Here is a 24,955-nt window from a genome sequence, read left to right on the forward strand (position 1 = left end):
CCGGCACTATGCCGGCCCCACAAAACTTTTCAGCGTCCAGACACGCGGATCGCGCCCGCGTCACCGAGGCTGCGTTGAACAGCCGCAATCTGGTCAGAAGCGATATCAGCCGAGACCTCGATTTCCCCTTCGAGCGGGGCGTCATTGCGTGATCCGCCCTCGTGCGACGCGTCGCCACCGGAAGGCTTGGAGCCTATTGTGTTTCGATCGGTCGCAGACTGGATGAAGATGTCTGGGCGCGAAACCCCGTGTTGCTGCACTAGATGCTCGACGGCAAGGTCTGCTGCTTCGCGCGTATCAAACGTAGCGCGGATGGTGGTGGTGCTATCGTCGGCCATGAGGCTGTCTCCTGTTTCAAGAGGTCACAACTACAAACGCAGGGAATTGCGGCTGGTTTCGTTGACCGACGATGATTGAAACAAACGGAACCTTACGCCTCAGCAAGTGTTCGTGGATGGAACCCAGGAGGACACCGATGACCCCGCCGAAATCCCCAGCAGTCGAGGCTCTTGAACAAGAACAAGCGCGGCTATCCCAAGGCACCGAATCCGAACTCGAGGCTAGTCTGAAAGGCTCATTCCCGGGCTCCGACCCGGTCTCGGCGACAACAACACCCGTTCCAACCGGGATCGTGCCGTCTCTCCCAAAGGAGGTTAGCTTTGGCTCAGACGCGCCGCTCGTCGATAAGGCTCTGGCAGCGACGAGGGAGCCCGAGCAGACCGATGCGGCGACATTTGCATCTTCCCGCGAAGAGCTTGAAGCTCTGAAGGCGGAGGTGGCACGCCTGCGGGAGAGCGCCAGCGAGATCGGTTCGGCGGCAATGCGCGTCGCGAAGGCGCAAGCGTCTGATGTACTCGTTGACCTAAAGGAGCGCATCCGCGCCAAACCATTGCCGGCGGTTGGTATCGCCGCCGTCATCGGCTTCGTCTGCGGCATGAACCGTTGATGTGACCTCAAGAGCGCAGACCGCTCAAAGTGAACCAAAATGGAGGAAAAAATGGCCAACCCGGAAGACGATGCAAAAGGTCGATACGCGCCGTCCCAGGCGGATCCACATGCATCCGGCGTCCACAGCGCCAAGCCAACTGTAATAACTGGATCCGAGGACGTTACCGAGCGTAAGGTCCCGCTCGGTCAGAAAGGCCCCAATAAGGATTGGGACATAAATTTTGATCCCGCAGAAAGCAGTTCGGAAAAAACGCTAGGTTAAGAACTAGATTCCGAAACGTTCGACGGAAGAGGACGCCACTGTGACCGACGACACTCCAGACCCGACCAGCGATGCTGCGCGCAGCGACCCCGCAGTCGCGGACAAAGATCGCGAGAAGCTAAAGAAAGCGGCGGAGGATGGGCTGCGTAACGCTGAGGGCAAATTACCCAAGGACGAAGTCTAGATCCCCGCGAACCGAAAGCGGCCGCTACTCGACAGACCGAATCCGGCTTGTCGCCCGTCGTCATAGAAGCTTGCAACGGCCAAAAACTGACTTTCGTACGACACCGTACCGTCGACACAGCGTCCGTATCACGACGGAACGACGTCTGCGAGATCACGTTATCGGCCCGCACACCGCAGGGCATCGACATGCCCGGCTTCCCGTAACTCAGGAGAACAATCATGGCAGAGAAGAAACTGGACGACCTGTTTCTCGATACGCTGAAGGACATTTACTTTGCGGAGAAGCAGATCCTGAAGGCATTGCCGAAAATGGCCCGCGCTTCGCAGTCCGAGGAAGGCAAGGCAGCTTTCCTGAAGCACAAAGAGCAGACGGAAGGCCAGATCGAGCGCCTCCAGCAGGTGTTCGAGCTGATCGGCAAGCCGGCGCGCGGCAAGACCTGTGAAGCCATCCAGGGCATCATTGCAGAGGCCGAAGAGATCATTGACGAGTTCAAGGGTTCGGTTGCGTTGGACGCCGGCCTGATTTCATCCGCGCAGGCCGTCGAACACTACGAGATTGCCCGCTACGGCACTCTGAAAAGCTGGGCGAAACAGCTTGGCCTGACCGAAGCCGTGGAACTGTTCGACACCACCTTGCAGGAGGAGCTCGAGACCGATCAGCTTTTGACCCAGCTCGGCGAAGCATCCGCGAACCCCAAGGGCTCGAAGAAAGCCGCGTAATGTAAATGGGGCCGCGCAGGAGAGCGCGGTCCCGCTACAAGCCACAAAGGGAGGAAGCATGGAATCCGAACGTGACGACTGGATTACCCGCCGGGCGTACGAGCTGTGGGAACAGGCCGGAAATCCGGATGGGCAGGAGCATCAGCATTGGACGCAAGCGAGCGCCGAGTGGGACGACAATAATGCGACGTCGCCCACGAGTTCCTGGGATGACGAAGCCGAATAAACGCTGTGAACGTCCCTAATGACGTCACCTGACATAAAATAGGCCCTTCGAGTTTTTAACTCGGAGGGCCTGTTTTATGTGACATTCCAAGAGCTTCCTGCTTACACACGACCAGGGCACCCAAATCCTTGATACAGAAAAGCCCGCCAAGGCGGGCTCCTTTAGTCTGTGATACTTATCAAGGCTCAGCGAGACTTCTTGTAAAGTTTTTCGGCGATCTCGAACATTTCCTCGGGAGCATAGTCCGGCGTGAAAGCTGATGGTACGCCGACAAGCTGCTGGATCTTACCGCCGTCCGGCATTCCATCGACCACCTCAAGTTCGCCTGGAGGATCACCCGGCAGCGCGACTTCGTCGTTGCTCCAGATCCCCGCGATCTCTTTATAGTCGTTCGGGCTCCAGGTGTAGAGGCGCCGATGCGAACCCTCGTCGAGATACTTCTGGCATTCGGGAATGTTGGCGAGCGGGATGTTTGGGGTCGGCAGGAATTTCTTCACGTCCACTCCGGTGATTTTCTCCAGCGCCAGCGCGTACGCATGCGCATGCACCGAACCGCGAACAAGAAGATAGCCGCAGACCTCGCGGCCTGTAGGATCGGTCACAGTCTCGTAGACCCGCAGCTTGTGAAGCCGGGCGCCGCATTCCAGGTGAAAGTTGTGCAGCAGATCGAGAACGACGTTGCCAGTCGTGGTGATGAAGTCGTTGTTCCAGGACTGGCCGTTGCTGTTGATTGGCATCGCGCCGCCGCCACCCGATAGAAAACTCGCGGCCAAACGGATATCTGCCATATCCTTGAACGGAGCACCGGATATGTCTCCACCGTCGCCTTCGTCACCGTCAGGAATGTCAGGCCCATTATTCAGCATCGCGACGCCGTTACTGACGAGCTCAACATGCCCGAGCTCTTCTGCCGTGATGCTGGCAACCAGGCTGTAGAAGGGCTTGAGCTTCGATTTCGAGCGGAAGTTGAACGACTGGAACATATAGTTTCCCAGCGTAGACATTTCCCCGTATTTACCGCCGAGCAATTCTTGAAGGGCGGCTGCAGCATTTGGGTCAGCGGCTTTCGGTGCGGGCAGCTCCGCCTGGAGCTGGTCTACTCTCATGAACATGAGATTTCCTTTCGGTTTGAGACAAGCGCCCAACCTCATGGCATCGCGATAGTTCCTCAGCTTTCACGACCGTGCGGTATCGTACCGGTTCCCGTTCACGTCACTCCAGACGCATGACATCCTTGAAACGCACGATGACAGCAACCGTCCCGTCTTCGCTCGTTAGCTCGAACGCCTGACCGTCCACGACGTCGCCACGCAGGATACGTTGTGAGAGAAGTTCACGCGCGGAATTGATCGCTTCCTTCCGCGCGGCCTCCAAGCTTTCGAATTCCGCGCCCTCCGGATCTGCTGCGAGATCCTGTCCGTCGCGGAGGTGAAAATAGAATTTCGGCATGCTGGCGCTCCCCGGTTTCGAGCTACCAACCTTGAAACTGGCCACAGGTTTCCGCAGCTCGAACAATTTTTGCGACATGACGAACTGGACCTTGCCTCCTTTCGCCTTATCTCGGGCGAAGCTCCCATCCTCGAACAGTTCAGTCAGGAACCGCATATGTCGTGGACCAAGAATCGACTTCTTTCAATTCTTCCGCAGCCCGACGCGGCGTTGCTGCGCCCAAGACTGGAACCTGTCAGCCTCGCGCAGGGCGAAATGCTGTTCCGATCCAACGAGAAGATCAGCCATGTCTTCTTCTTCGAGGGAGGACTTTCCTCAGAGATCGCTGGCAGCGATGAAACGAAGAAAATCGAAGTCGGATGCATTGGGTACGAAGGGTTTTCGGCAGTGCCCGCCGTCCTCGGGGTCGATAGCAGTCCGCACTACGCGTTCATGCAATGCGCGGGTCCGGCATTGCGTATCGGTATTGAAGAGCTGCGCGCGGTAATAGACGAAAGCCGCTTTATTCGGGACCTCCTGCTGAAATACGCGCATGTCTTTCTAATTCAGGTCGCTGCCACAGCTCTGGCCGACGGCCGCTACGACATCGAGCAGAGGCTGGCCAGATGGGTCCTGATGAGCCAGGACAGGATTGGCGACGAACTCCCGCTCACGCACGACTTCCTGGCGCTTATGCTCGGCGTCCGTCGGTCGAGCGTGACTGATGCGCTGCATCGACTGGAAGGTTCGTTGGCGATCAAGGCTGAGCGCGGTCTGATTTCAGTCAGGGATCGCGAAACCCTCAAGGCCGTAGCAGGCCCGTCCTATGGCATGCCCGAACAAGAGTACGAAAGGCACCTCGGACAAGACTGGCGGGTACGGTGACCGCCCGCGGTCAATCATCCTGCCCCATGGAAATCGCAAGTTGGTGGCGAGCACGGTTGACCCTACTCTTTATCGTCCCGATGGCGCAGCCCGATTGCTTAGCTGCATCCTCATAGCTAAGCGCATCGATCAGAACCATTACCAAGGCGTCAGATTGGTGTCTTGGAAGTACGGCGATCGCCTTCTCCAGTTCGTGGCCCCGAATGCTCCATTCCTGCGTTGGCAAGGTGACCATCCTGCCGCTCGCATCGTCCTCGATCCCAACCATCTCCCGCTTCGAGCTAGCAAACTTGGTGCAGAAGCGATTGCGCATGATGGTGAACATCCACGACCGAAGCCTGGACCCGGGATGGAACTTGTCCGCGCTGGCCATAGCCCTCATCAGGGTGTCCTGAACGAGATCCTCCGCATCGGGACCATTCCGGTGAAAGCGCCGCGCGAAAGTACGCAGGGCTGGGACTTCTACGAGCATTTCGGCATGCGAAAACCCTGCAGTCGGAGCAACGACCATTGTAGTCTCCCTTTAGGACAATAACAGTCGGCGACTGCCTCGCGTTCCGCATTTCGTCCAGAGGGTACGATCCCGTACGGTCTGGGGAAGACGCTCGGCCAGCTAGCCGTGTGTTTCTCTTTCGGCTTCAAATCAGCTCTCCCCACGACGGAACTTCCCCGGTCGGCGGCTGTTAAGCGGTCCCACGAACAGGAGTTGCACCCATGATCAAGACCAGCCTAACCGCCGCAAGCCTTGCATTGCTTCTAGCATCCTCTGCCATGGCCCAGACCGCCGCCGAAAAGAGCGGCGTGAACTCGGTCCTTGGAGTGGCGCCGAAGACGGAAGACTTCGTTGCCGAAGCCGCCACGAGTGACATGTTCGAAATCGAGTCCAGCAAGCTCGCCATCGAGCGCGCCGATTCCGCAACGAAGACATTCGCGCAGCAGATGGTGGCTGACCACACGAAGACATCCGACGAACTCAAGGCGCTTGTGTCTTCAGGCAAGGTGAAGGCTGCCGTCCCCGCCGAAATGACCTCCTCGCAGCAGAGCATGCTCGACAAGCTGAAGGGCCTTCAGGGGGAGGATTTCACGAAGCAGTATCATTCTGACCAGGAAGATGTTCACGAGGATGCAGTCGACCTGTTCAAGCGCTACGGTGAAGAAGGCGAAAATGCTGATCTGAAGGCCTGGGCAGCGACAACGCGACCCGCGCTGGAACACCATCTGATGATGGCGAAGGACCTCAATAAGTAGTCTTCCAGACAATGTTAGAGCGCCAGCACGCACCGAGTCGGTGCGTGCTGGCGCTTACGGGTCTACACCTTGTCCATCTACTTAGTATCTGTTGCTCCCAAATTACCTTTGCGGCGTCGGGAAAAGCATCGTCGGGGGACCGCCGCAAAACCAAAAAATGAAAGTTTTTGCCCACCTAACTACTTACAATAGCTGTCGATAACGAAGACTTGCCCCGAGAGTGGGAACCTTTGCCGCTGTTCATTGTCCAAACCATCAAAAGCCGTGGTGATGAACAACGCGTTTCCGGCCAATACGCAGCTCGTCGGATTTGGAACCGGCAGATCTAGCCGCTCAAGCAGGTCACCCCGCGGAGAAAACACGTTCAGACTGGAGCTCCCGTACATTGCAGCTATGACGTTGCCGTCATTGTCCAAACACAGGCCATCCGGACTGTTCTCCCCCGTTTTGACGAACACGCGCTTATTCAGGGCGACACCGGTTTCACTATCGTAATCGTATTGCCAGATCGTGTTTCGGGCCGTGTCCGCGTGATACATGACACGTCCGTCCAGGGACCAGGCTTTGCCATTGGCGTTAGCGTAGCCCCCCTCGACTTCTTCCAGATGATCGCCGCGAAGGAGGTAGAGCGCTGCTGTCGGCGAAGGATCGTCAGCGGTGTTGATCGTACCAACCCACAGCCTCCCTTGGGGATCAAGCTTGCCGTCGTTGAGCCGGTGATCCTTTGGAAGGTCCAGCAAAGCGATGGGCGTCTCCTCCCCGCTTTCGAGATCGAGATGATAAACGCCATCGGCCATGCACAGAACAAGCCGTCTGTCTTTGGGATAGGCAAAGCTGACTTCCCTCGATACCACCCAAGTCTGATGCGCTCGCTTATCCGGGGAGTACCGATGCACCGAGCGCCCGATGATATCCACCCAGTACAGGGAGGCGGTTGGCGCATCCCAATAAGCACCTTCACCCAGTTGGCATGCCGGCAAGCGCGCGTCGAGAATTCGAACATCCATCATGTGTTCTCCTGGAGCGAGAATATCGCGTGAAGCAAAGCGAGGTGGCTTAAGCCCTGCGGGAGGTTGCCCAGCCCTCCCCCGGTTGCGGGGTCCATCTGTTCGGTGAGAATACCGAAATTGTTGCCGAGTTTTTCAAGCAGCTGAACGAGCATATCCTCGGCGCGATCGACCTCCCCGAGAAATGCATAGGCTTCGACCAGCCAGCAGCAACAGGCGACAAACGCCCCCTCTTCTTCGCTAACCCCGCTGTAACGATAAACAAGCGGCCCGACAGCGAGCTCTCGCTCAATTGCGTCCCTTGTCCTGCGCAAACGATCATCATGCTCGAAGCCGAAACGTGTTGTCAGCAGGAGTGCGGCATCAAGATTGTCGGTTCCCGCATAAAACGTGTAGGCCTGCTGCGCCTCCGACCAGCAGTTTGCGTCGATCCACGCCCTGACTCGACGACTTTCAGCATCCCACCGATCCGCATCGCCAGCGATATGCCCAGCCCTCGCCATCTCCGCAGCCTTCGCTAGGGCGAGCCAGCATCCAATCTTTGAGAATGTGTAATGCTGCTGATCCTCGAGCTCCCAGATGCCGGCATCTTTTTCTTGCCAGCGATCGACGACCTGTTCTGCCAGTCGCGTTAACAGCTTGCTCGTCCGGGGATCCAGGACATGTCCCATATCAGCAAATAGGGCAGCGGTTTCCAGCAGGTCGCCATAGCAGCTCAATTGGACCTGCGTTTTGGCACGGTTGCCGGTGCGTACCGGTGACGACCCCTTGTAGCCGGGCACATCAATAATCTCTTCGTCTGGAACCTCACCGCCTGCCAGCGTGTAGACAACCGACGGTGTCGGCCCGTCATCGTCGATTGTGCGCACCAGCCAGCCAAACGCAGCGATCGCCTCGGAAAGAGCGCCAGCCCGCAGGAAGGCCTTGATCGTGTAAGCTGCATCACGGATCCAGGCGTAGCGATAGTCGTAGTTCTTGTCCCCTCCGATGCGCTCCGGCAGTCCGGAGGTTGCCGCGGCCGCGATTGCGCCGGTCTTCGAGTAAAGCAGGAATTTGAGCGACAGCGCACAGCGGATGAAGTCTGTTTGGAATGGACCATCATAGCTGAGTTTCTCCGACCAGCGCCGCCACTCGTCATCGCTGAAATCGATCCGCGCATCGATCTCCGACAGTTTGGGTATCGCCAGCGGGGCTTTGTCAGCCACTAGATAGGCGATGCAGGTTCGCGATCCATCTGTTGCCGTATACCGCGCGTTCGTCCGCTGATCTTCGTCGGCCGTGATTACCACATCGTCCGAGTGGCAGAATGTCGTCGTCAGATCGCCGATGTAACGAACCGCCGCATTGGGATGATCAATCCGCCTCACCTCTCCCTGCGCACAGATCGGGTTGACCACGATCTCGAAATCCACGGTGCCAGCCAGCCCTTCTATGCGACGGGCCAGCTCGCACCACGGCAGCCTGCCACCAGCGCCGCTGTTCAAGGACTCGGTCACTCGGGCTCGGCCGGTATCGGTAATGAAGATGGTCTCCAGCACATTGCTGTCTTTGCAATACTGGCGCTCGATCTTAAATGGCCGAACCGGCGTCAGCGAAAACCGTCCTCCATCTTCGTCATGCATGCGGTTAAACAGGGGCGGCGAATCCATATCGGGCGCGCACCACCAGTCGACCGAACCATCCGCTCCGACAAGGGCCACCGAGCGACCCTCACCGATCGCGGCGTAATGCTCGAGCGGCAAAAAGCCGCCCGAGCGCACAGGCTCCAGAGATTTGAGCATCAGGGCAGCGTGTTACCGCCGGTGACGCCAAAGACCTCGCCGGTGATGAAGCTCGATTCCTGCGTTGCGAGAAACACGTAAATTGGAGCACATTCCGCGGGCTGGCCGGGCCGCTTCATCGGAACCTCGCTGCCAAACTCGACGATCTTGTCCTGCGGCTGGCCGCCAGACGTTTGCAGCGGTGTCCAGACTGGACCGGGTGCGACGACATTGACGCGGATCCCCTTCGGCAGGATCTGCTTAGACAAGGCTTTGCTGAAAGCAACGATCGCGGATTTTGTCGGGGCATAGTCAAGCAAGCTTTCCGATGGCTGGTAGGCTTGGATTGAGGCGGTGTTGATGATCGTGGAGCCCTCCGGCATCAGCGGAATTGCGGCCTTGCAGATCCAGAACAGCGCATAGACATTGGTCTTGAACGTCTCGTCGAACTGATCCGTCGTAAGATCGGCGATCGTTTCAACCGACTTCTGACGGCCAGCTACATTGACCAACAGATCAAGGCCGCCGAGTTCGGCGTTCGCCTTTGCGACCAATTCCTGGCAGAAGCTCTCGCTTTTCAAGTCGCCGGGAATGGCGATAGCCTTGCTGCCCTCGGCCTCAATTAACTTGATGACCTCGTCGGCATCCGCCTGCTCTTCCGGAAGATAGTTGATAGCGACATCCGCGCCTTCGCGAGCATAGGCGATCGCAGCCGCACGCCCGATACCAGAGTCCCCGCCTGTCACAAGCGCCTTACGGCCCTTCAGTCGGCCGAAACCCTTGTAGGTTGTTTCGCCGTGATCCGGGACAGGCTGCATTTTTCCGGCAAGGCCCGGGACGGGCTGAGGTTGCTCGGGGAACTTTGGCTGAGGGTATTGGGTCAGCGGATTCTGGATGTCGAACTGATTGGCTGAAGCCATTGTTTTTCTTCCTTTCGCGTTGGACGGAGACGAAAGCCGCGGGACCAACAGAAGTTCCGTAGATAATCGCGGAGGCAGCAGCAGATCGCGGAACAGTTACCGACCCCGCCGGTTAAGCCTCCGTCATTCAACCGGAGGAAGATCATGACCGAAGAACAACGTCGCCCGATACCACCCTATCCGGAACAACAGCAGGAGCCGCCAGGCGAAACCGCCTTGATGCAACCCGTCCCGGATCATGGCGAGAAATCTTATCGCGGCAACGGGAGGCTGGACGGCAAGGTCGCGCTGATCACTGGTGCGGATTCCGGTATTGGCAAGGCCGTGGCAATTGCTTTCGCGCGCGAGGGCGCCGATATTCTGATCTCCTATCTCAACGAAGATGAGGACGCAGCTGACACCGCCAGATGGGTCGAGGATGCAGGACGCAAGGCACTCGTCATTCCGGGGGACATCACATCGGAAGATCATTGCCAGGAACTGGTCGCGCGCGCGGTTGGTGAGCTCGGCGGTATCGACATCCTGGTCAACAACGCCGCTTTTCAGCGCACTTATGACGACATCGCCGATATCTCCGCTGAAGAGTGGGACAAGACCTTCCGAACAAACATCCACGCGCAGTTCTTCCTGTCAAAGGCGGCCGCTCCGCATATGAAACCCGGAAGTGCCATCATCAACACCACCTCCATCCAGTCGCGACAGCCATCGCCGCAGCTTCTCGCCTATGCATCCACCAAGGGGGCTGTCTCCAACTTCACAGCCGGCCTTGCGGAAATGCTTGCTGAAAAAGGCATTCGCGTGAATGCGGTCGCCCCCGGCCCTATCTGGACACCCCTCATCCCGTCCACCATGCCGGCCGAAAAAGCCGCGAAGTTTGGGCAACAGACCCTGATCGGCCGCGCCGGCCAGCCCGCCGAGCTCGCAGGAGCCTATGTCCTCCTGGCTTCTGAACTTGGAAGCTACATGACGGGCGCCGTCATTCCGGTCACCGGCGGCGAGATAATGATCTAGCGTTCATACTACCGAGGCAGATTGGTAAACCTGCTTCAGCGGCCTCTGTGGTTCCCACTCGGGTGGGAATAGGCCGTTGATGGTGAACTACCCGCACCGCTTCCAGGAAAAGAAGGGCTCTCGGCTTTGTCGCGCAACTGGGCAAACTTCAGATCTGGGGGCGCGAGCCGTCTGTAAAGCTTGGCAAAGCCTCGCCACCGGCCAAGTAAGCAAAAAGGGCGCAGCAATGCTTGCTGCTCCCTTTGTCTAGCTGACTGGAATGAAATGCGGGTAGTGACGACCGCTCAGATTTACCAATTTTCCGGCGACTTAGTTACACGCGATGAAGGGCTGCGGCTCGCAGACGTGGTTGCGAGCCGCAGCATATTTAGCCATTCGGTCGAATGACGACTTTGACGCATCCGTCTTCTTTGTCGCGGAAGGTCTTATAAGCTTCCGGTCCTTCCTCCAGCCCGATCCTGTGTGTGATCACAAAGGAAGGATCTATCTTGCCTTCGACGATCAGGTTGAGAAGTGGCTCCAGATATCGCTGTACATGGGTTTGTCCGGTTTTCAGGGTCAATCCCTTGCCGACAAGGGCCCCGAGCGGTGCGGGAACAGCAGAGCCGACGAAGACACCCGGAAGAGACACTATCCCACCGGGCCGGCAGGCAAGGATCGCTTGGGCGAGAGCGTAGGGCCGCTCCGTTGAAGTCAGTTTTGTCTGGAGGGTCTCCATCACACCACCCGCCCCATGGCTTTCCATGCCGACCGCCTCGATGACGGCGTCCGGCCCAAGTCCGTTGGTGATGGCGAGGATACGCTCCTGCAGGTCCTCATCCGCATAATCGAGCGTCTCCGCACCGGACGCTCTGGCGAGCGCCAACCGCTCCGGAACGGTGTCTATGGCAATGACCCGCTCTGCCCCCAGCAGGAAGGCAGACTTGATGGCAAATAATCCGACCGGACCGCAGCCAAACACGGCGACCGTCTGTCCTTGCTTGATGTCGCAATTTTCCGCCGCCATATATCCCGTCGGGAAAATATCGGAGAGAAACAGGACCTGTTCGTCGGTCAAGTTATCCGGCACTTTGATCGGACCCACATCGGCATATGGCACCCGCAGATATTCCGCCTGGCCACCGGGAAAGCGTCCATAGAGTTCCGAATAACCGAACAGGCCTGCCGTCGGATATCCGATCTGTTTCGCCTGCATCTTTCCGTTCGGGTTCGAGCGCTCGCAAAGGGAAAACTGGCCCCATTTGCACTGGCGGCACTCGCCACAAGAGATGGTGAAGGGCACGACGACACGATCGCCGACCTTGAGCTTGGCATTGCCGCGACCGACCTCGACCACCTCCCCCATCGTTTCGTGGCCCATGACATCGCCGTGATGCATGCCGGGAACGAAGCCACCGTAAAGGTGAAGATCAGAGCCACAGATCGCACAGCTCGTCACCTTGATGATCGCGTCTCGGTCATGCTGGATGACCGGATCATCGACCTGCTCGCAGCGAATGTCACCGCTTCCGTGCCATGTCAGAGCTTTCATCGTCGTTCTCCTTCTATTTCGTTGCCATCTCGCGTTCGAATGTCCCGACGGCCTGACCTTTTGCGAGGACATGACCTTCCATGGCTTTCAGCACCGCGTCGCGCTTTGCACCGGGTTCGAGACCCAGGGTCTCGACATCCAGCGCGAAGACCTGGAAATGATAATGGTGGGCCGGGTCGCCAACCGGCGGCTTCGGTCCGGTATAACCGACCGATCCCATGCTATTGGCGCCCTGCTTCATCGCCTTTGGCTCCTGAAGGACCGGCGTGCCGGGAACACCTTCACGCAGCTTTGTCGTTGAGGCCGGAATGTCATAGGCGAGCCAATGCGTGAATGGTTTCGGCTTTGCCGCATCCGGGTCGTCGGCGACCAACACAAAGGACTTGGTGCCCTGAGGCGCTGCGGACCATTCGATTGCCGGAGAGGCGTTATCTCCGTCGGCTGCATATTGAACCGGGATCGGCCCATCTTTTTCGAAGGCGGGCTTGACCGTGATCGCCTCTTCGCTCCGGGCCTTGGCGAGATCGAACGCTATCTGCGAGGCCTGCATGTCGGTGACGCCATTGGGGATCGTCGTGGCTTCGGTGGATTGCCTCGCCACCGCGCCGGTATACGAGACCTTGTAGACGATGCCATTGCTGTCGTCGGCGACGAACAGCGAACCATCCCTGCCAACGGCGATACCGGCCAGGCGTCCAAGGTAGCCAAACTTGCCGTTCTCTTGCTGCAGCAGGAAACCCTCGAGAAATTTCTCGAACGTGACCGGCTTGCCGTTTTCGAAGTTGACGCGCACGACTTCATATCCGCTCGGAGGACGGCGGTTCCAGGATCCCCGCATGGCGATGAAGGCGTCGCCCTTGTAGTCCGCAGGAAACGCCGTCCCACCGTAAAACGCCATCTGCATCGGCGCGCTGTGGGCGGTGTAGCCGAGAACCGGCTCGGTCGACTGCTTCGCCCACTGATCGAGCGTGATGCCTTCCGGTGGATTGATGTGCGGGTTGATGCCGCTCATGCCGTAAACATAAGGCCAGCCGTATTTCTTGCCCTGTTCGATCCGGTTGAGTTCTTCGATCTGAACTTCGTCGCCTAGCCAGTCTATGCCGTGATCAATACCGTAGAGTGCGCCGGTCGTCGGCTCCCAGTCGAAGCCGATCGTGTTGCGCAGGCCAGATGCAAAGATCGTGCGCGTCTTGCCGTCCTTGGATGCTCGAACGATCGTCGCGTTTTCCGGATTATCTTCTTGGCATTCGTTGCAGGTACTACCGACAGAGATGTAGAGCATGCCATCCGGGCCGATCTTGATCGTCCGGTTGGCGTGCTGGCCCGCATCGGGAAGATCGTCGATGATCCGGGTCAGAGGGCCGAACGTGCCATCTTCTCCGACGTCGGCGGTGTAGACGTCGTGGATCGTGACGAGGAACACCTTGTTGCCGTCGAAGGCGATGCCATGCATGTTAGGTCGGCTCGCGACGGTGACCACGTCATCCGCCTTGCCGTCATTGTTGGCGTCCTTCAGCATGATCACATCGCCGACCGCCCTTCGGGTCGCGTAGACGGTGCCGTTTTGCGAGACGGCGAGCATGCGCGGATTGATCAGATCTCGGGCAAAAACATCGACCTCGAAGCCGGCGGGCGCCTTGATCAGGCCGGTGAGCTTGGCGTCATCAGCTACGACCAGCTTTTCTGGCTCTAAAATCGAGCCCTGAATGATGACATCGGATGCTTCCCCCACCGTTCCCTTGATCTGGGCGGAACCGGTGGATGGCAGGATGAGAGCGAGCGCGGTGGCGGAAACCGCGAGGACGGACAGACGGTTGTTCATGGGGTCTCCTGATGGGGCGAGGAGGACGTGAAAAGCCCGGCCTCCCGGCCGGAGATCAAAGTGGCTTCGGATGAGACTAGTGCGCAGTTGGCTGCGAACTCATTGACCGCCGCATCAACGCCGCCCTTCGCAAAGGTCAACGGATGCGCCGCTCCTTTGGTTTTCACGACACGACAGCATAAGGACACCGGCTCATCACTGAGCCGGTGTCTCAAACATCACATCTTTCCGAATGCCTTGGTCAGATCATTGACGGCAAAATCCTGGGCACGACGTGCATCGTCCAGAACAGCGTCCATCCCGAAGAACTCGTGCGTCACACCATCATTGTTCATGTAGGTTGTCGTGACAGCCGCATCCTTCAGTTTTTCCGCCAGCATCACACCGTCGGACATCAGTGGATCGATCTCGGCTGTGATAATCGTCGCAGGCGGGAGGCCCTTGAGATCGGCCTTTGTCGTCAGATTGAGCATCGGGTTCATGGCGTCCTCGGGCTTGGCGAGCACCTTGCCGACGAACCAGCCCATGGCGCCCTTGGACAAGGGCATGGCGTTCTGGTTGGCGATATAGGATGGCGTGTTCATGTCGGTACCAGTCACCGGATAGACGAGCAGCATGTGGACCGGCATCTGAACCTTCTGGTCACGCGCCATGATCGCGACATTGGCTGCCAGATTGCCGCCGGCGCTTTCGCCGGCCACCGCGACACGTGCCGGATCGCCGCCGAGGCTTGCAGCCTTTTCCAGGGCCCATTTGTAGGCCGCGAAGGAATCTTCATGCGCTGCCGGGAACTTGGCCTCCGGTGCATGACGATATTCGACGCTGACGACGATCGCCTTTGCTTTCGACGCCAGGGCAAGTGCCGAGGACTCATAAGTGTCGATGTTGGCGATCACCCATCCACCGCCATGATAGTAGACGATGACAGGCAATGGGCCGGAGCCTGCGTTCTCTGGCGTATAGATGCGGACCGGCTGGGTGCCGCCCGCGATCGGATAGGTCATGTCCTGCTTTTTGACGGCAGGCATCGGGACCATCTTGCCCTGGTCCTTGAGGACTGCCTTAACCGCATCCGCAGGTGTCGGCTGGGTGCGCGCTTCCTCGACTGTGCGGGACTCGATCGGTTTTGCACCGAGTTCCTGCATCTTCTTGAGAACGAGAGCCATGTCTTCCGTGTCGGCGCGTTTCATCGTGCCGCTGTCTGGCGTTTCCGCGAGAGGATTGGGTTTCGGCTGTTCCTGCGCGAATGCGGACGGTGCTGCAAAAAGCGCGGTGCTGGCGATCAGGTGGGCGGCCAGAATGGAGATGTGAACTGAGGTCTTCATCGGAAATCCTTGTGACGTTGACTGAGGGCGCTTACGCGTCGAGCTCTTTGGTGATGCGCTTGCAGATCGCGACATGTTCCTTGAACACGGCCAGCATCAGCATGCTGAGATGGCGCCCCTGAACCTCGGCCGGGTCTGTCACCCCGGTGGAGGTGTGGATGAAGGCATCGGCGAGGTCGCGCAGGTACTCGTGGTTCTCGAGCTGGAGGCCGATATAGGCTTTGTCGAACGCCTTGCCTTTTCCGGCAGACACCACCTTTTCGACCATGCCATGCGCATCCGCATCCATGCCTGGGCCCATCGCACCCGTGTCCTTGAGAACCATGTTGACGGTGATAGCTTCACCCAGCTCGAAACCGGCGAACTCAAGCGCGTTCTTCTGGGTGGCTTTTTCCGAAGCGACCTGCGAGGTGGCGAGGGAAATTTCGGCGCGGCCGATCACGGTCGAATAGAACTGCGCGGCGGTTTTGACGTCTGCAAACGACGTGATCGGCATTGCCGCCAATGGGGTTGCAGCCAAGACCAGACGCGTCTGCGCCAGAATAATGGGGGCTGCGCCAACGGCCAAGAGGCCGGTCAGAATTGTACGGCGGTCCATATGAATGCTCCGGGAAGACACAACTTCTGGACGCAGCTATCCAGCAGCGAAACAGCCGTTTTGTGGGGGATGAGGTTTGACAGGAATTGTCAGAGTGCTCGTGATCTAAACCACAGGCTGCTGTTTAAGTTCCATCTGATAATTGACACACGACATATGCTTGTCGGCTCCGGGATCCATTGGCCCGAGACCTTCAGGCCCAGTGAAACCGTTGAAACAACGAGTGAGCGGCTAAGCGCAACGTCGTCGTTTCAGAAACCATTACGCATCGCGTCTGATACAACCGTCTACGACATCGCCGGGAGCGAAACGCTCCCGGCGAACCTTGTTCAAAACCAAGCAGCTTAAATCACTGGCATCGTAGGTGTGCTGCCCTATCTAAGGGCTACATGCGGTCGGAAGTCCCGGCTTCCGAACCGAGGCGCCGCCGATGACTGTGATGAACATCCCCTCAATTCAGTCTGAACTCATTATCGCAGAGCGAGACATCCTCGCTCGCGTCGCGCTTGGCGGTCCGATCAAGGACGTGCTGAGCGACATCATTCTCCTCGTCGAGAAACCCGCAAACGGCGAGTTGCTCGCCTCCGTCCTTCTGCTTTCAGAAGACGGAAAAAGCCTGCTCGAAGGCGCGGCACCCAGCCTTCCTTCAGAATACAATGCAGCGATCGACGGCATTCCAGTCGGGCATGGGATAGGTTCTTGCGGAACGGCAGCGTTTTCCGGAGAGGCGGTGATGGTTTCCGACATCGATACCGACCCGCTATGGGCGGACTTCAGGGAACTCGCACTTGGCCATGGTTTGCGCGCATGTTGGTCGATGCCGATCAAGGCGGCCGACGGACGTATTCTCGGGACGTTTGCGAACTACTATCACGAGCCCAAGGAGCCGACCGAGCGCGATATCGAAGTGATTGGCATGGTGACCCGTACGATAGCGATCGCAATAGAGCGATACAACTACGAACAGGCGCGGGAGCGAGCCGAAGAGCAACGTGTGCTGCTCCTGAGAGAACTGAACCACAGGGTCAAGAACGTGTTTGCCCTGACAAATTCCCTGCTTAAGATGAGTGCGCGCACGGTATCAACGGCGACTGAACTGGCAGCCATTGTCACATCGAGGCTGACGGCACTGAGTAAAGCACATGATTTGGTGCAACCCGTCTTCTCGCTGGAGAGTGTGGAGCCTCCGTCAGACGTGTCCTTGCATCGGGTGATCACCGATATCCTTGCGCCCTATGTTGAAGACGAAGACAAGCAGAGGCTGGCGCTCGTCGGAGGTGATGATGTATTCGTCTCGTCGAACAACATCACCGCCATTGCGCTCGTTCTGCATGAACTGGCAACGAATGCCGCCAAATATGGATCTCTAAGCACACTTGAGGGACGGCTGGTGGTGTCATGCGTGCGATCCGACAAAATCGAGATCGTGTGGAGCGAACGCGGTGGGCCAACGGTCTCCGAACCGTCGGTTTCTGGCTTCGGCTCAACGCTTGTGACGCGGAGTGTCCAGGGGCTGCGGGGAGAAATCACTTATAGTTGGAGCAGCGAGGGGCTGGATGTCGTGATCGGCCTCCCGTTGTCAGCTCTCGAGGGCCCGCCGGATAAATCTGGAACATCAGCTGACCAACCGTCGACCTGATGGCCGAGGCGTTAAAAGCTTTGGTGGAAATGGCGAGAACGGCGCGCTAGCTGGAACGAATTACAAGTCCATGCGTTAGGTCGCGCGGGAAAAAAAGGGACGACAGGATTTGGCGCTGGAAACCAACCCAGAATGCCGCAGGCTATGCAACGAATTCGATTGGGACACGGCGAGCGTGGGGCCGGTGGATGGCTGGAGCGTCGAGCTTAGGACTCTCGTGAATGTTATGCTCGGCTCTCTGCAGCCGATGCTCATAGTCTGGGGACCATCTCAAACCACGCTTTACAATGACGGCTACGCTGCCATGTGTGGCCACCGGCATCCGGCTGCATTCGGCCGGCCCTTCGGTGAGCTCTGGCACGACATCTGGGACCAGGTTGAACCGATCATATCCGCAGCCTTCGCCGGACAAGGCACCTCGATGGAAGACATCGAGTTCGTCATGCACCGCAACGGTTACCCTGAAGAGACCCATTTCGCGTTCTCCTACACGCCGGTTCGAGACCCCTGGGGAACGGTGCTGGGGATGTTCTGTGCCTGCACCGAACAGACCGCGACCGTCGCAGAGCGCAAGGCGGAGCGGACGTTGCGAGAACGTTTCGAACAGGTGTTCGAGTTGAGCCCCGGCGGCATCGCACTACTGGGCGGTCCTGACCACGTCTTCGAATATGCAAATGAAGTATACTATTCGATGATCGGAACGGACCGTGAGATCATCGGCAAGACGGTCGCCGATGCGGTTTCCGAGGTCGTTCGGCAGGGCTATATTGACATTCTCGACGGCGTTTATCGGACGGGCGAGCCTTTTGTCGCGAAAAATCTCGAGATCGAGCTGAACCGCGGGACTGCCGGCGAAAAGCAGAACCGCGTCATCGATCTCGTATACCAGCCGATGCGGGAGGACGATGGGACGGTGAGCGGTATTCTGGTCCAGGCGCTCGACGTAACCGACCTTCGTGCAGAGCAGCAGAAGCAGGAACTGCTCTCCCATGAGCTTGGGCATCGCCTCAAGAACCAGCTTGCCATGATCCAGGCCATCGCGTCACAGACACTTCGAAACTCGCCGGATCTTGCCAGTGCCCGACTTCGCCTGTCTGACCGTATTGGCGTGTTAAGCGCTGCCCACGATACGATCTTGCTCGGAGGAGTGGGCGCTTCGACCGTCAATCAACTGGTCGAGCAAATTATATCGACCCACGACGACCCGGCCAATCCGCGCATCACCGTTTCCGGAACGAGGGTGAAGGTTGGCTCTCGTCCATCCCTTTCGCTGTCGCTGATCCTTCATGAGCTGGCGACGAATGCGACCAAGTTCGGCGCCCTCTCCGAGCCGGACGGGCGCGTCAGCATACGGTGGATGGTTACCGGGCCAAAATCCGACCGCTTCGAACTGATCTGGAGCGAGAGCGGAGGACCGCCTGTTGCGCAGCCAGAAACTCTTGGCTCAGGCATGAGGCTGATCAACGCCGGCCTCAATGGCACATCCGACAGCACCGTGGAATTCTCTTACCCGCCCGACGGTCTGGTCTGCGTGATAGGCGCCGACCTCGACGGCTTCCAGCAGGAACACTGAATGGCTCAGCTCCCCATCCTCGTTGTAGAAGACGACGGCCTGATCCGGATGGATTTGGCCGACGTGCTCGGTGACAGTGGCTTCACCGTGCTTGAAGCGGCGAATGCCGATCAAGCCCTCGTCATTCTTGAGACGCAGACGACAGTGAGTGCAATGCTGACTGACATCGACATGCCTGGATCGATGAACGGCATCAAGCTCGCCAATCTCACCGCCTCACGCTGGCCCGACTGCAAGATCATCGTAATATCAGGGCGGTACTCGCCGGACCAAGGCAGCCTGCCTGAAGGCGCACGGTTTCTTTCTAAGCCCATATCGGAACGGCTACTGGGTGCTACACTCGCCGAAATGGGCATCGAGGCCACCACTTAGGTCTCGGCGGCCTAGTCGTTCAACGGCATCCATGAGATTTATCAACATGGCTGCTTTCAATACCCTATAGTGCGAGGGGCACTTGTCGGCCCTCCCTTCGCTCATGTCGACACACCGAATGGCGAGAGGTCCATGGACAGCATCATCCAACATCCGACTTTCGGGGCCGGCCGCATGGGCCGAATGACAGCAGAGTTCAACTGGGCCTCGACGCCACTCGGGCCGATATCCTCTTGGTCGAAGGCGCTCGAAGCGATTGTCTCGCTGATGCTTGGTCAGCGACACCCGATCTGCATGTTCTGGGGCGAGCAGTTCACGATGCTTTACAACGATGCCTATGCGCCGCTTCTTGGGGCTAAGGAACACGGTGCGCTTGGCCAGCCTGCCAATGTTGTCTGGTCGGACATCTGGTCCGACATCAAGCCGTTCGTTGATCAGGCCATGTCTGGAGACGGCACCTGGGCCGAAGAGTTGCCGCTCGTCATGACCCGCAACGGCTTCGATGAAGAGACCTTTTGGACATTTTCCTACAGCCCGCTCTTCGAAGAGGGCGAGGTGAAAGGGATGATGAACGTGGCGATCGACGCGACCGCGGGGGTCATAGCTCGCAGGAACCAGAACGCACTACAGCGCGAACTGGTCCACCGTGTCAAAAATACGCTTGCAGTGGCAGGTGCAGTCGTGTCCTCCACGCTTCGCCAGGCGACAAGTCTCGAACAGGCGCGGGCGACCGTCGCAGACCGCATCACAGCACTCGGAAACGCCCAGGAGCTTCTCCACGAGTCGGCGGAAGACACACCCGTCCGCGGTATCGTCGAGGCCGCGATGAAGGCGCACCTAGATCGCCCTGACCGGGCCGTCATCAGCGGCCCGGATACGCGGGTGGCATCCCAGCAAGCAGTTGGGCTATCGCTTGCCGTCTACGAGCTGGCAACGAATGCCGTCAAATACGGAGCCCTGTCAGACGATGCCGGCAAGGTCGAAATCTCGTGGGATTTGACCGCCGGAGATCGTTTCACCTTCACCTGGCAGGAGGTTGGCGGCCCCGCGGTCGCAAAGCCTGCGAGAACCGGGTTCGGTTCGCGACTGACGAACAAGATTGTGGCGGCTTATTTCGAGGGCCAGGGCCGAACCCTCTATAATCCCGACGGTGTCAGGTTTGAGCTTGAAGGTATCATCCACTCGGGACAATCGGACCAAGTGGAAATCGGTTGAGCGCTGTCATCCCGACCGCACTCACGCTTCACGTTCGAGTTCCTGAAGTGTTTCGATCACCAAGGCTTCGTTCAGCGGCTTTCCCAAGAACCGCGCCCGCTCCGGCAGATCGTTATGAGCCGGAACGATAGCGCCCGAGGCGACAACGACATGCACCTCGGGCCAATGTTCGCCGACGTAGCGGGCGAGAGCCAAGCCATCCATCTGGCCTGGCATCTGGATGTCCGTCATCAAAAGTTTGAGGGAGCTGTGCTTGGCGAGAAGTTTGAATGCTTCGTCGGCGTTCCTTGCCTCAATGACGTGATAGCCTGCTGACGACACTATGTCGGCGGTATCCATTCTGATCAACGGTTCGTCGTCAACGACCAAGGCAATCGGCTCTCGCATTTCATCAGCTCCCATGTTCAGCTCCCATGTTCAGCACATAAGCGCCAGACCCGAATTCTGTTCCTTAGATGTCTAGTTTCCATCGAAATAACGGAGCATTGGCGCGGAGCCCGGGCCTGACCTTCAACCCGTTTCTGAGATGCCAAATCTTTGCGGTATCGACTTCCCCCGTTATCGGCGTAGACTGCTTACTATCGTCACCACACGAATTCGTAGGCGGTGGCGGCTAAGGGTTCGTACGTGCTTTTGCCTGCCTGATTACAGGAGGAGGGACATGTCACTCCCCTCAATCCACGCAGCAGACAATGCCGAACTTCGTCGAAGGCTCTATCAGAGGGCATCGCTCTATACAGTGGACGAAGAGGTATGCCGACGGATTGTCGACCGCACCATATTCGCCATCGTCGAAGATTTGGACTTACTGAACGGAGAAGACATCTGGCACGAGGTATTCAATGTTCTGCATGGTTTCGCTCGGGCTGAAATTGGAGTTTCCGATCACCCTCCGCCAGCAACAGCCACCCCAATGATCGCGGACGCCCGGTCTGACGAGTCGATGATCGCGTCCGAGATGTGTGATCATTTGGCCCGAAGACATTCGTTTGGAGTTGTCGCCAACAGTGCAAAATCAAGGTCGGCCTAGGTTGCAGCGGGAGGAGCGAATGAATTTAAAGCATAGGCCCCCGTGCCACCGCCCGGTAGCACGTTCAGTCATTCAATGCGACGTCTCTTGCTGATCAGCATCGGCGGGAATGACGATACCGACATATCTCACCGGGCTGCCACTGGCGTCCCGGAAGCCGCGACCATACGATGCCACGGCGACGTACGCGCCTGTCGCGTTGAGCACGCGGTAGGTCTCCTGCTGCGGTAGATGCCCGACGATACTGTCACGTATGGTTTTCGCGAGACGCGGACGATCATCGGGATGGACGCGCGCGAGATATGCCTCTATCGGCAATCCTCTCTCCGCAAGATCTGGATCTAGCCCGAACAAAGCGGCCAGTGCGCTGTCTGCGTAGAGAATATTTTCAGGTAGGTCCCACGAGTAAAAACCTGCATCCGGCACGCTGCCGCCCATCAACGCGGCTTCAAAGTTTAGCTCCACTATTTGACGCATCAAATCTCCTGTCTTCACGTCGATTCGTACTTTAGCGCTCGTGAATGTTGTTTCAAGGGTATTGGTGCGTCAGTCCCGCTTGGTGATGTAGAGTTCTTCCAGCATCTGTAGAACGGCCATGACACCAGGGCTGGACGACCTATGATGCAGTGGCTGCGCCGGAGTGATGTGAGCGGGTCGTCTAAGGCCGGTGAGATAGGAAGCCAGATCATCCAACAATGGATCAGCAGGCCCTGACGTGTCCGGAACAAGGAGAACTTTGGTCATAGATACAATTCTGAAGGAGGAGGCGGATGCCTTGACTTCCTATGCGCTGTTTTAGATCTTCTGTATATTCATTTATTTGCAACGAGGCCGCTTCACCTCATACGATCAAGGTAGTGGATTGATGGACGCGCGACGCACTGTTTGCAGCAGCTCGCGCAACGTGTTTCGTTATTTTGACTCACATGGGTTCCGCGGCGGCCAGCGCTGAAGCTCTTGAGTGGATCAGAACCCTCGGCCCATAATTTGATAGTCTCGTTTTCGCAGAGCAGATCTCGGCCTTATATTTCCGATTCAAATAAATGCGCTCGTCACTCCATCAACTTTCTGAAAAACGAAATATCTTGATAATCTGGAAATTCCAGATATTCTGGATATCCAGTTCGGAGATTGTCTATGCGCCATTACACGACGGGTGACCTCAACAAGCAGGTCGGCGATGTCACAGATGCGGCCAGCCGTGAGCCGGTAGTTCTCACCAAACACAGGAAGCCACGCTTCGTGTTGATGAGCTATGAGCATTATGAACGGCTGCGCACCGGTGGCGACCCGCGCAAGCCTCATCGGGCCGCGGACATGCCCGATGAGCATATAGAGCTGTTTGGTGCAGAAATCGATCGGTTGGCGCGTGGTGAAGGCTACGGCGATGAGCCGTGAGTTCCTTCCCGGTCAGATAATCAGCTATCCGTATCTATGGAGTTGGCAGGATGAGCGTGGTGAGACTGAAGGACGCAAGTCGCGCCCGACCTGCGTCGTCGTTGCGGTTCGTATTGCCAAGGACGGCGTTACCCACCTGGCTCTTCTCGCAGTGACAACGCAACCGCCACAGACCGACCGCGCCGCCTTGGAAATCCCTGATACGGAGGCACGTCGAGCCGGCCTGAGCGATCTGAAGCGCTGTTGGGTGATGGTCGATGAATACAATTACGATGTGGCTGAGCGTTCTTGGTATATCGAGCCAGACGAGAAGACACTCGGTCGTTTCAGCAAGGCGTTCATGATGAAGATTGCGGCGGCCTTTGGCGAAGCTTCCAGAAATTCAGGCCGCCGGATAAACAGAATGGATTGAATCGCTAGATTCGATTTTCGCGAGTTAACTACCCACCATCATTCCGGCTAGTGTTGGAGCAGCCACGCCCACCGATGACGGTCTTGCTCTTGAACCTAATTGAACCGTCGACCCCCTATTTCAGTTGTGTGGGGGTACAATGAAGACCACTGCCGTCAATGGTACGATCAGTTAAACGACTTAGCTCGCTCATATATTGCCAAAGCGAAGGCTTCGAACCCTCGCAAGTTTGCTGCATTTCGGGCTTCAATTGCAAAAGCTGTTAAGCGCCTTTCGATCGACAAGACCGAAGATGCCTGTATCAGCCTGACTTCATCGTACCAAGCAGGTGGCGATGCGGCCGACGCTGGTTCTAATGCCAGAACATCGCTTGATTTGTCCGATCAGCAAAAACAGCTCACCGGACGCTCACGCAACACGCGTCGCCTGGTGAACAGGAGAGACAACCATCAGGGTCTCAGGTCCCGGTCGGGCACATGAGGAAAGCGCAAAAATGGCAATGAGGACTAGAAATGTGAGGCGCAATGGACGGAACTCTTGACTCTGGTGGCAGGGACTTAGTCCCAATCGACATTCCCGAAAAAGCTGGGAAATCGGAAGAAGAACAATATTCTATCGTGTCACCTCGTCACAACAGGTCTACCAATCTGGACCTGCCTCTCCACATCATGCTCGAAAAGCCGAAACGGAGTCTATCTTCAATGCGCCGCGTAGGCAGGTGGCCTTCTTAGCTTTCAAGGGATCCGAACCATCCGTGTGAACAGCACCCCATACTGGAACCTGTTAGTTTCAATGAAACTTCCGAGTCTTCACTATATATCTTTTCCTACGCCCGCCCTGCCAGCGCAGTTCTTACAGAATAGTCTATCGGGCACCGCGCGCAGCACACAGCCCTTCATAGTTTTGAAATGGTGCTGCTGGGAGCTATCAGGAGCTGTAGTACGGTGAAGCGAAGGTTACACAACACTAGTGCGATGCACAGATCATGGCTTCACAGTCGTCGTTCCCGACGGGTTCGTTGTCGGTACCGGACCACCTGAACCGCTCTGCGAATGCGGTATGCTTTCCGTCGGAGCGGTGTTGCCGGTTCCCGCTGTAGGTGCCTGACTAGGGGGCGCCGGCGCCGCCGGTGGAGCGGCTGTACTTTGCTCCGTTGGAGAATCCGTTGCCTCTCCCCACCACTCTGCCGATCCCCATGCGATAAGCGCCAAGATCAGGCCCGCCGCAAGAACGAGAAGTACCGGCATGCCTGTTCGTCCTTGCCGGGCTTCTGTCGCATCCTCGACGACTGGTGGATCAACTTTTCTATCCATAGGCTTCGGCTCCTGCGATTGATCATCACAAAGAGGTGGCTCGGGAAATCTGCACAGCGGGGATAAGTGGAATTTCTGCCTGACTTCGGCTTAGATGCCGGGAACAGGAGATACCATGACGAGACG

27 protein-coding genes are annotated in these 24,955 nt (G+C 57.7%); 14 read left to right on the forward strand and 13 right to left on the reverse strand.

Annotated features, from left to right (window positions below; genetic code table 11):
* Positions 1-29: 29 nt before the first annotated feature.
* Complete coding sequence (locus tag EDF70_RS28140) at positions 30-338, reverse strand: hypothetical protein (RefSeq protein WP_132281114.1); 309 nt, start codon at positions 336-338, stop codon at positions 30-32.
* A 137-nt stretch (positions 339-475) separates the two neighbouring features.
* Here EDF70_RS28140 and EDF70_RS28145 point away from each other — a divergent pair, with 137 nt between their 5' ends.
* From EDF70_RS28145 to EDF70_RS28160, 5 genes are all read left to right on the forward strand, one after another.
* Positions 476-946 (forward strand): hypothetical protein, encoded by a 471-nt coding sequence (locus EDF70_RS28145; RefSeq protein WP_132281117.1) that lies wholly within the window; start codon positions 476-478, stop codon positions 944-946.
* 51 nt (positions 947-997) lie between these two features.
* Complete coding sequence (locus EDF70_RS30530; RefSeq protein ID WP_132281120.1) at positions 998-1,210, forward strand: hypothetical protein; 213 nt, start codon at positions 998-1,000, stop codon at positions 1,208-1,210.
* Between the two features lie 40 nt (positions 1,211-1,250).
* On the forward strand, positions 1,251-1,394 hold the full coding sequence (locus tag EDF70_RS30135; protein ID WP_165932170.1) for a hypothetical protein: 144 nt from the start codon (positions 1,251-1,253) through the stop codon (positions 1,392-1,394).
* Positions 1,395-1,612: 218 nt separating this feature from the next.
* Complete coding sequence (locus tag EDF70_RS28155; RefSeq protein ID WP_132281123.1) at positions 1,613-2,116, forward strand: ferritin-like domain-containing protein; 504 nt, start codon at positions 1,613-1,615, stop codon at positions 2,114-2,116.
* Between the two features lie 58 nt (positions 2,117-2,174).
* Positions 2,175-2,342, forward strand: a complete 168-nt coding sequence (locus EDF70_RS28160) for a DUF2934 domain-containing protein (RefSeq protein ID WP_132281126.1) — start codon at positions 2,175-2,177, stop codon at positions 2,340-2,342.
* A 185-nt stretch (positions 2,343-2,527) separates the two neighbouring features.
* Here the strand turns inward: EDF70_RS28160 and EDF70_RS28165 are convergent, their stop codons facing one another.
* Positions 2,528-3,454, reverse strand: a complete 927-nt coding sequence (locus tag EDF70_RS28165) for a manganese catalase family protein (RefSeq protein ID WP_132281129.1) — start codon at positions 3,452-3,454, stop codon at positions 2,528-2,530.
* 100 nt (positions 3,455-3,554) lie between these two features.
* On the reverse strand, positions 3,555-3,947 hold the full coding sequence (locus EDF70_RS28170; protein WP_132281132.1) for a hypothetical protein: 393 nt from the start codon (positions 3,945-3,947) through the stop codon (positions 3,555-3,557).
* Here EDF70_RS28170 and EDF70_RS28175 point away from each other — a divergent pair, their 5' ends adjacent.
* The gene (locus EDF70_RS28175) at positions 3,948-4,655 is read left to right on the forward strand and encodes a Crp/Fnr family transcriptional regulator (RefSeq protein ID WP_132281135.1); all 708 of its coding nucleotides are present in this window, start codon (positions 3,948-3,950) and stop codon (positions 4,653-4,655) included.
* A 10-nt stretch (positions 4,656-4,665) separates the two neighbouring features.
* Here EDF70_RS28175 and EDF70_RS28180 read toward each other — a convergent pair whose 3' ends face one another.
* Positions 4,666-5,166 carry a sigma-70 family RNA polymerase sigma factor gene (locus tag EDF70_RS28180; RefSeq protein ID WP_132281138.1) on the reverse strand — a complete coding sequence of 167 codons (501 nt, stop codon included), beginning with the start codon at positions 5,164-5,166 and terminating at the stop codon, positions 4,666-4,668.
* 203 nt (positions 5,167-5,369) lie between these two features.
* On the opposite strand from EDF70_RS28180, the gene EDF70_RS28185 reads away from it, so the two are divergent.
* On the forward strand, positions 5,370-5,903 hold the full coding sequence (locus EDF70_RS28185) for a DUF4142 domain-containing protein (protein WP_132281141.1): 534 nt from the start codon (positions 5,370-5,372) through the stop codon (positions 5,901-5,903).
* Between the two features lie 179 nt (positions 5,904-6,082).
* Here EDF70_RS28185 and EDF70_RS28190 read toward each other — a convergent pair whose 3' ends face one another.
* From EDF70_RS28190 to EDF70_RS28200, 3 genes are read right to left on the reverse strand one after another with little or no spacing between them, the layout of a single operon-like run.
* Positions 6,083-6,913 carry an SMP-30/gluconolactonase/LRE family protein gene (locus tag EDF70_RS28190; protein WP_132281144.1) on the reverse strand — a complete coding sequence of 277 codons (831 nt, stop codon included), beginning with the start codon at positions 6,911-6,913 and terminating at the stop codon, positions 6,083-6,085.
* The gene (locus EDF70_RS28195; protein WP_132281147.1) at positions 6,910-8,691 is read right to left on the reverse strand and encodes a glycoside hydrolase family 15 protein; all 1,782 of its coding nucleotides are present in this window, start codon (positions 8,689-8,691) and stop codon (positions 6,910-6,912) included. Before EDF70_RS28195 ends, EDF70_RS28190 begins: the two co-directional genes overlap by 4 nt.
* Positions 8,691-9,590: an SDR family oxidoreductase gene (locus tag EDF70_RS28200; protein ID WP_132281190.1), complete on the reverse strand. Its 900-nt coding sequence runs from the start codon at positions 9,588-9,590 to the stop codon at positions 8,691-8,693. The genes EDF70_RS28195 and EDF70_RS28200 overlap by 1 nt, the downstream gene beginning before the upstream one ends.
* A 144-nt stretch (positions 9,591-9,734) precedes the next feature.
* On the opposite strand from EDF70_RS28200, the gene EDF70_RS28205 reads away from it, so the two are divergent.
* Positions 9,735-10,601: an SDR family oxidoreductase gene (locus tag EDF70_RS28205; protein ID WP_165932171.1), complete on the forward strand. Its 867-nt coding sequence runs from the start codon at positions 9,735-9,737 to the stop codon at positions 10,599-10,601.
* A 367-nt stretch (positions 10,602-10,968) separates the two neighbouring features.
* Here the strand turns inward: EDF70_RS28205 and EDF70_RS28210 are convergent, their stop codons facing one another.
* The 4 genes from EDF70_RS28210 to EDF70_RS28225 form a co-directional block, all read right to left on the reverse strand.
* Positions 10,969-12,132: a zinc-dependent alcohol dehydrogenase gene (locus EDF70_RS28210; protein WP_132281150.1), complete on the reverse strand. Its 1,164-nt coding sequence runs from the start codon at positions 12,130-12,132 to the stop codon at positions 10,969-10,971.
* A gap of 13 nt (positions 12,133-12,145) precedes the next feature.
* Positions 12,146-13,954: a YbhB/YbcL family Raf kinase inhibitor-like protein gene (locus EDF70_RS28215; RefSeq protein WP_132281153.1), complete on the reverse strand. Its 1,809-nt coding sequence runs from the start codon at positions 13,952-13,954 to the stop codon at positions 12,146-12,148.
* A 218-nt stretch (positions 13,955-14,172) separates the two neighbouring features.
* Entirely contained in the window at positions 14,173-15,279 is a 1,107-nt protein-coding gene (locus tag EDF70_RS28220; protein ID WP_132281156.1) for an alpha/beta hydrolase, read from the reverse strand.
* Between the two features lie 31 nt (positions 15,280-15,310).
* Entirely contained in the window at positions 15,311-15,877 is a 567-nt protein-coding gene (locus EDF70_RS28225; RefSeq protein ID WP_132281159.1) for a DUF4142 domain-containing protein, read from the reverse strand.
* Positions 15,878-16,307: 430 nt separating this feature from the next.
* Here EDF70_RS28225 and EDF70_RS28230 point away from each other — a divergent pair, with 430 nt between their 5' ends.
* The 4 genes from EDF70_RS28230 (at position 16,308) to EDF70_RS28245 (ending at position 20,676) form a co-directional block, all read left to right on the forward strand.
* Positions 16,308-17,516, forward strand: coding sequence for a GAF domain-containing protein (locus tag EDF70_RS28230; RefSeq protein WP_132281162.1), 1,209 nt, complete (start codon positions 16,308-16,310; stop codon positions 17,514-17,516).
* A gap of 109 nt (positions 17,517-17,625) precedes the next feature.
* The gene (locus tag EDF70_RS28235; protein WP_132281165.1) at positions 17,626-19,089 is read left to right on the forward strand and encodes a PAS domain-containing protein; all 1,464 of its coding nucleotides are present in this window, start codon (positions 17,626-17,628) and stop codon (positions 19,087-19,089) included.
* A complete protein-coding gene (locus EDF70_RS28240; protein WP_132281168.1) occupies positions 19,090-19,461 on the forward strand; it encodes a response regulator in 372 nt (123 codons plus the stop codon).
* A 132-nt stretch (positions 19,462-19,593) separates the two neighbouring features.
* Positions 19,594-20,676 (forward strand): sensor histidine kinase, encoded by a 1,083-nt coding sequence (locus EDF70_RS28245; protein WP_245519410.1) that lies wholly within the window; start codon positions 19,594-19,596, stop codon positions 20,674-20,676.
* Between the two features lie 21 nt (positions 20,677-20,697).
* Here the strand turns inward: EDF70_RS28245 and EDF70_RS28250 are convergent, their stop codons facing one another.
* Entirely contained in the window at positions 20,698-21,078 is a 381-nt protein-coding gene (locus EDF70_RS28250; protein ID WP_132281171.1) for a response regulator, read from the reverse strand.
* A 700-nt stretch (positions 21,079-21,778) separates the two neighbouring features.
* Complete coding sequence (locus EDF70_RS28255; RefSeq protein ID WP_132281174.1) at positions 21,779-22,183, reverse strand: PAS domain-containing protein; 405 nt, start codon at positions 22,181-22,183, stop codon at positions 21,779-21,781.
* 660 nt (positions 22,184-22,843) lie between these two features.
* Between EDF70_RS28255 and EDF70_RS28260 the strand changes: the two genes are divergently transcribed.
* Positions 22,844-23,104, forward strand: coding sequence for a type II toxin-antitoxin system prevent-host-death family antitoxin (locus EDF70_RS28260; protein WP_132281177.1), 261 nt, complete (start codon positions 22,844-22,846; stop codon positions 23,102-23,104).
* A complete protein-coding gene (locus EDF70_RS28265; protein ID WP_132281199.1) occupies positions 23,094-23,516 on the forward strand; it encodes a hypothetical protein in 423 nt (140 codons plus the stop codon). Before EDF70_RS28260 ends, EDF70_RS28265 begins: the two co-directional genes overlap by 11 nt.
* The last annotated feature ends 1,439 nt before the right edge of the window (positions 23,517-24,955 follow it).

Source organism: Neorhizobium sp. JUb45 (assembly GCF_004343585.1).
Lineage (GTDB): Bacteria > Pseudomonadota > Alphaproteobacteria > Rhizobiales > Rhizobiaceae > Neorhizobium.